This is a genomic window from Desulfobulbus alkaliphilus (genome assembly GCF_016918545.1).
Classification (GTDB): Bacteria; Desulfobacterota; Desulfobulbia; order Desulfobulbales; family Desulfobulbaceae; genus Desulfobulbus; species Desulfobulbus alkaliphilus.
The window spans coordinates 1-6,225 of sequence record NZ_JAFFQC010000062.1 but is presented as its reverse complement, the minus strand read 5'-3'; the positions used below and the strand labels follow the sequence as shown (position 1 = coordinate 6,225).

At 46.3% G+C, this 6,225-nt stretch carries 7 protein-coding genes; 3 read left to right on the top strand and 4 right to left on the bottom strand.

Features of this window, described 5'->3' with window-relative positions:
- Positions 1–186, top strand: a 186-nt coding sequence (locus tag JWG43_RS16995; protein WP_205244143.1) for a hypothetical protein, incomplete at its 5' end; no start/stop codon positions are given.
- Positions 187–382: 196 nt separating this feature from the next.
- Here the strand turns inward: JWG43_RS16995 and nadS are convergent.
- The 4 genes from nadS to JWG43_RS16975 form a co-directional block, all read right to left on the bottom strand.
- Positions 383–676, bottom strand: a complete 294-nt coding sequence (gene nadS / locus JWG43_RS16990; RefSeq protein WP_205244142.1) for a NadS family protein — start codon at positions 674–676, stop codon at positions 383–385.
- Positions 673–987, bottom strand: coding sequence for a type II toxin-antitoxin system RelE/ParE family toxin (locus tag JWG43_RS16985; protein WP_205244141.1), 315 nt, complete (start codon positions 985–987; stop codon positions 673–675). Before JWG43_RS16985 ends, nadS begins: the two co-directional genes overlap by 4 nt.
- A gap of 371 nt (positions 988–1,358) precedes the next feature.
- A complete protein-coding gene (locus JWG43_RS16980; protein ID WP_240193662.1) occupies positions 1,359–2,426 on the bottom strand; it encodes an RpnC/YadD family protein in 1,068 nt (355 codons plus the stop codon).
- A gap of 77 nt (positions 2,427–2,503) precedes the next feature.
- Positions 2,504–2,683 carry a nucleotidyltransferase family protein gene (locus JWG43_RS16975; RefSeq protein ID WP_205244140.1) on the bottom strand — a complete coding sequence of 60 codons (180 nt, stop codon included), beginning with the start codon at positions 2,681–2,683 and terminating at the stop codon, positions 2,504–2,506.
- 692 nt (positions 2,684–3,375) lie between these two features.
- On the opposite strand from JWG43_RS16975, the gene JWG43_RS16970 reads away from it, so the two are divergent.
- Together JWG43_RS16970 and JWG43_RS16965 are read left to right on the top strand one after the other, a co-directional pair.
- On the top strand, positions 3,376–4,512 hold the full coding sequence (locus tag JWG43_RS16970) for an ATP-binding protein (protein ID WP_205244139.1): 1,137 nt from the start codon (positions 3,376–3,378) through the stop codon (positions 4,510–4,512).
- 185 nt (positions 4,513–4,697) lie between these two features.
- Complete coding sequence (locus JWG43_RS16965) at positions 4,698–5,816, top strand: RNA-binding domain-containing protein (protein WP_205244138.1); 1,119 nt, start codon at positions 4,698–4,700, stop codon at positions 5,814–5,816.
- Positions 5,817–6,225: the final 409 nt, after the last annotated feature.

Here is a 6,225-nt window from a genome sequence, read left to right as displayed (position 1 = left end):
TCGATTACTTTGCGCATGAAGTATTCATCCTGTGAAGATTTGCCGGGAGCGGTGGTTGTATCTGCTCAGGGGGCTTGCCCGATGGAATTTTATGGCGAACTATACCATAGTAATCAATATGTTACACCATTAACCGCTCTCGTCGTTATTCATGCTCTCATTTTCTTCATGTCTAAAGCATGGTGACAACAACTTGATTTATTGTTGTTTTTGAGTTTTAGTTCAGGCACTAACTAATTGAAAATAGAAAAAATTAGGAGCACTTCCCCTATTTTACAAGCTGTTGGAAATGTACTATTTTTTCTCATTAAAACAAGGAAAGCGTCCCTAATTTTTCTAGGCCGGACCCTCCATATTGAGCTTCAGTGATGCGGGACTTATTTTATCCTGCATGCAGAGCCTCAAGTACAGCTTTCGGGTTTTTTAATGCAACCCGCAGTAATGCCTTGGCCGGGCCTTCTGGCTTTCTTCTTCCCTGCTCCCAGTTTTGCAGAGTCCTGACGCTAACTCCGATCATCAAAGCAAATTCAGATTGGGAAACACTTAAAATTTTTCGTACCATTTTGATTTCGGGAGCATCCATTTCAAAAACTCTGCTTGGCTCTTTGATCCCTTTTTTTATTTCTCCAGCTTCCTTGATGCTTGAAAGCAACATATTAAAATCTTCGTTTTTCATAGCAAATTCTCCTCAACCGTTTTTTTCAAGATCCTGATCTGCTCGGGTGTTAAATCTTCCTGCTGGTTTTTCTTGTACAGGAAGACCATATAAATGGTTTCAGGTTGAACAAAATAATAAATTACTCGTAGCGCGCTTCTTTTCCCTTCGCCGGGTAGATTCCAGCGAACTTTTCTGAGACCGCCACTGCCTTTGATAATTGCACCTGCTTCTGGGTTGAGCATCAAAAAGGACTGTAACATTCGGTAGCTTATATCGGGCAGAAATTTCTCGGATTGTTTGGTGAAAATGGAGGTTTCAATAAATTTCATGGCAAAGATCATACGTCATTGACGTACCCTTGTCAAGGACAGCAGAGAGTCAGTGGAAAAATCAGAAAAATTAGGGACATCTTCCCCTGTTTTTCCTGGAGGGTATGTTTTTTTGATGGTTGTAGGGTGTGGGGAGGTGGGGTGATTGCGACGGGTGTTTTGTTGGGGTTCGTTCCTCACCCGCAACCTACAAAGTCATTTCATGGGTTGCGCCCGTGGTGGAGTTCATTCGGGAGGCCTTCCTATATGTGACAGCATGGGCAAACGATACGGCTGTTTGCCCATCCTACCGCCGCGTGTGTAAGGAAGAACGAACAGTGCGTTTTAAAAATAAGGGAAGCGTCCCTAATTTTTCCTGATTTTTCGAGTGGTTATTCCTCAGGTTGTTGCGAATGGATCTCCTGGAGAACTTTTTTGAAGCTGTCAATGTCCTCGCTTTGAGCAGCTGATCGGAGCAGCTTTTTCAGCAGAATCCTGTTGTTCAGGGCTTGTACCTTTTCATAAACATCTTCTGGAACGTCTTTGCTGAATCTTGCATCAAGGGCTTCTAAAACCATTTCTCTTGCTTCCGTGAGCATGCCATGCTGGATGCCCTGCTGCAAGCCCTTCTCCTTACCAATCCTTTCCGCACTCATTATATAGGGCATTTTCTTTTCCTCCTCGTACTTGATCAGGTCTTCAGTGAACCGTTTTGTCAAATCCTCAGGCAGCATCATGAGCCAGTCAATCAGCCTGTAGATGTTCAAGATGTCCTGCTTTGAGAAGCCACTTTCATAGAGTGCCGTGGTGATCTTCCACCGCCATGAATATCGTGATTGTGTATCTTTCTTTGTGGCCTTCGTTTTTAAATGCGCTGCGGTTATTATGGCAAAAGGGTTGGTCTCCCTGAGCAGGCCGTCAATATTTTTGTTGTAGTCATTGAGTTTTATCATGGGGAATATAAAGTGTATTTTACAGCCCCATTGCTCTACGCTGTAAGTTTGCGGTCGCCATAAATCGTTTTCATCCGCCAGAATCGCAAGACTTGTCACCGGCAGATGGCGATTATCGAAAATCCTGTAATTGTAAATGTACATCCGCTGTGCAAAGGCAGCGTCTTTGTCGCTCTGCACCTCAATGTGAATCATCACACTGAACGCCTCCCCCTCAAGCGACCACACCTTGACCAGTTTATCCGCATGGCGTCTGCCGATTTCCGCATCCCTTACAACGCTCTGCAGTTCCTTATCCAGGAATTCGTATCCCTTGTCCCAGTCTATTTCTCTGGCAATTTTCGGAAAAAAGAACTCCATAAGCTCTTTAAAATACAGCTCTATTCCCTCTTTCCAAGGGCTGTCATATTCGTCTTGATGATTGGGTTGATTGTCCATTATGATATGTTTATAAAAAGGGGCATCCCCTATTTTATAAGCTTTAGGAAATGTTCCATTTTTTCTCATAAAAACAAGGGGAACATCTTTTTCGCGGGCATGGCCCGCTCCTACCGCAGTCCGCCAACTCGGCTTGCCCCTTGACCTCAATATGGATACGATAGAGTATCGCTTGCATCACTTGCTTCATTACGAGCAACTGAACCAAAAACACGGACATTCCTTGCTCCGTGCGCAGCGGAAATGCGCAGTATCTCCTCTTTTTTCTCTTGTACCAATTCAACAGGATGCATGCTGACTTTATTGGTTGTCGTTGGAATTTGCATGGGATGTGTTTCCTGTTTCTCGGTGGGTATAGCTGCCAGATCGAAGCGTAGGATTGTAATATATTTAAATATAGCGCACGGGTAAGAGACGGTCAAGGCAGGGAAGTGTCTGGCTCCCATCCATTGGTAGTGGTGCCTGCGGCAATAAAAAGCCCTTGGCAGTGAACCATATAAAGAAAAAACAGGGACACTTCCCCTATTTTATAAGCTTCGGGAAATGTTCGTTTTTTTCTCATAAAAATACGGGAAGCGTCCCTAATTTTTTCCTAACTTTTCTGGTTGTCGCTTTCACGGTGTCGGCTGTATACTGGCCATAAGATTGCACCACATTGAAGAGCCATAGTGCCTTTTGCGATGATAAAACCTCGAGCCGCCACAAACCATGTCCTTTCCAGAGAAATCAACCCTGGACCGAATACTCGCCGCTGTGCCTAACCTGGATTGGGTGCGCAGGTACGGACTAATTGATTTGCAAAAACCCATCGGCACACGCCTTGCCCTTTCAATGATACGTCACGGGGCAAAACTTGTTCAGCTGCAGATAACCCTACGAAAAAGGCAGGACCAATCTCGGTTCGGCGGACGGATCAAGGCGAATGGACGCATTATCTGGGCCCTGTGCAAAGCCGTTAGTGAGCATTTTTCAGCCAAATGAACTTATTCCCTGGTATTTTGGGCCCAAGGAGAGGAACATGGAATATAAAAACGTATCTGCCTTCATAAACAGAAAGGCTGAAACCGAATACATGGAAATATGGATAAGCGAGGAACCGAAAAACATCCTTTTTTTTTACGGTCCCAAGTCCAGCGGCAAGACCACGCTGATTTATAAATTCATAGAAAAACATCTCACTGATCAGAAGAAGTTCTCCATTAAACATTTCAACCTGCGTGAAGTCCTCATCGTGAACTACGAGGACTTCCTGCAGCGTTTTTTCCAGGTTGAAGATCCGGATGAAAAAAGCACCAGCCAGTCCAGGCACTATGATCTCAAGGTTTTCAAGCTGACCGTTGCATCACATCAAAAAATCAAAAACAAACAGCTCGATCCCTTTGACGTGATGAAAGCTGAACTCATCGACTTGAATGCCAAGGGCATCAGGCCGTTGATCATTATCGACGAACTTCAGGCCCTGGATTTCATCTACTTCAATTCCCAGCGGGAACTGATCAAGGAGCTGATCAACTTCTTCGTGGCCATGACCAAGGAAAGTCACCTCTGTCATGTGCTTCTGTCCAGCTCGGACGGGTATTTCATTGAAAAGCTGTATAACGACAGCAAACTCAAAAAAACAAGTGAACTCTTTGAAGTGGATTACCTGCCCAGGGAGGATATCTTCTACTGGTTGAACAATCTGGTAAAAGAATCCAACATCAAGGAGTATTTGCTGTCACAAGATCAAATCGAGTATGTCTGGGAACACTTTGGCGGAAGCATTTGGGAAATCTCCACTCTTCTGGGCAAATTTTTGACAGTCTGCCAGGACGGGAAGGTTCCTGATGACCAGATGCGGAAAGTGATCGCGAAATACATGGTGCAGGCCAGGAGTTATTTCGAGGAATATGCGGGTTTGAAAAAGCATCTCCAGGCCTTGTTCGCGGAGGTTCACAAGAAAAGCGCCAAGGGTTTTTTCAAGGAAACCGAACTTGGCTTGCTTGTTGATGGAGGCTTTTTTACTGAAGACAAGTTGAGAGAAGAGTTGAACGCCTTGGTCCAAAAAAATTTCTTTTACTACAACCCTACCCTTGCCGAGTACAAGCTGCAGGGGCGGAGCATGGAGATTGGCCTGGAGATGTATTTGCAAGAAATGGAAAAACTCCGGAAATGATTCGTCTTTTGTGAAGGCACGAAAAATGCTCAGACTGGTCAAGCTGATGGAAAACTTGGGCTATAGTGGATAGGCTCGGTGGAGGGTTGCCCATGGTCTGTCAAGGGCAGGCTGGCCAAGAAGTAGTGACTTTCGAACTAAAAGCGTCGTGTTTACACAAAGGAATAACTAAATCTGGAATTTTTATGGACATACCCAAGTCAGAAAACCAGTATGTGGAATTCAAATCTGAAAAGGTTGCAGCCAAGGATCTGGCCGAAGAAATCGTAGCTTTTGCCAATGGTGAAGGTGGTGAAATCTGGATCGGCATTGAAGACGACGGAACCGTCTCGGGCTTGTCCAGGGATTATGAGGCGGATGTCATGAACATCTGTCGAACCGCCGTCATTCCACCGTTGTCCCTGTTATACGAAGAGGTTGAGGTTGGGGGCCAAAAGGTTGCCCGGCTGGTCATCGCAAAAGGAGTTGATCGACCCTACTACACCACAAAGAATCGCTATCTGGTCAGGGTCGGTTCCACCAAGCGGGTTGCGTCCAGGGAAGAATTGATCCGCCTTTTTCAGGCTTCCGGCTTTTTTCATTATGATCTGGTGCCTTTGAATCAGGCAACTGGTGCGGACCTCGATCTTTCCGCCGTTGGCGAGTTTTTTTCCAGATACCGGATCAGCTTTGCCGGGGAAAGTGAAGACGAGAAAATGCGTCTTCTTGCGGCCAGTGACATCACGGACGGTCAAAGGAGGCCGACAGTGGGCGGCTTGCTGGTTTTCGGGATCAGTCCGGAGCGTTTCCTGCCCCAGGCGGGAATAGCCTTTGCGCATTTCAAGGGTCGGGAAATGGGATCGGATTTGGTGGACAAGAAAAGCTTCGGCGGCAGCCTTCCAAGGCAGGTGGACAACGCATTGGCAGCCATCAAGGCCAATATCGTGACCGGGTCCACCATTTCCAGTGCAAAGCGCGAGGAAAGCCCCCATTATCCGGACAGAGTTTTTCGGGAGTTGCTGGTCAATGCGGTAGTTCACCGCAATTACAGCATCAGCGGTTCGCAAATTCGCGTGCTGCTCTATCAAGACCGCATCGAGTTCATCAGTCCCGGCCGCCTGCCCAATACGGTGAGCATCGAAAAGCTTTCCGTAGGCACGAGTTTTGCCCGCAATCCCTTATTGGTCCGGCTGATGGAAAACCTGGGCTATGTGGATAGGCTCGGCAGAGGACTGCCCATGGTCTGTCAGGAAGCTGACAGGCTGGGCCGGAAAGTACACTTTCAGGAGTCCGGTGAGGAGTTCAGGGTTGTTCTTGGTTTGTGACCAGCTGCTCCCGCTTTGAAGGGGGCGCATTTTAATTTTCGTCAATTTCGTTTAAGCCCGGCCTGATTTCTTCCATAAAATAAGGATTCATGCCCGGTGCTCTTGTTTCCACCGGAAAAACCGGCGAAAAACTTGTTTTCAGTAAAAACAGGGACACTTCCCCTATTTCTTAACATTCTGGAAATGTTCGATTTTTTCCCTTTAAAATAAGGGAAGCGTCCCTAATTTTTCGCACATCTTGCAAGTGGTTATTCCTCAGGCTGTTGCGAATGGATCTCCTGGAGAACTTTTTTGAAGCTGTCAATGTCCTCGCTTTGAGCAGCTGATCGGAGCAGCTTTTTCAGCAGAATCCTGTTGTTCAGGGCTTGTACCTTTTCATAAACATCTTCTGGAACGTCTTTGCTGAATC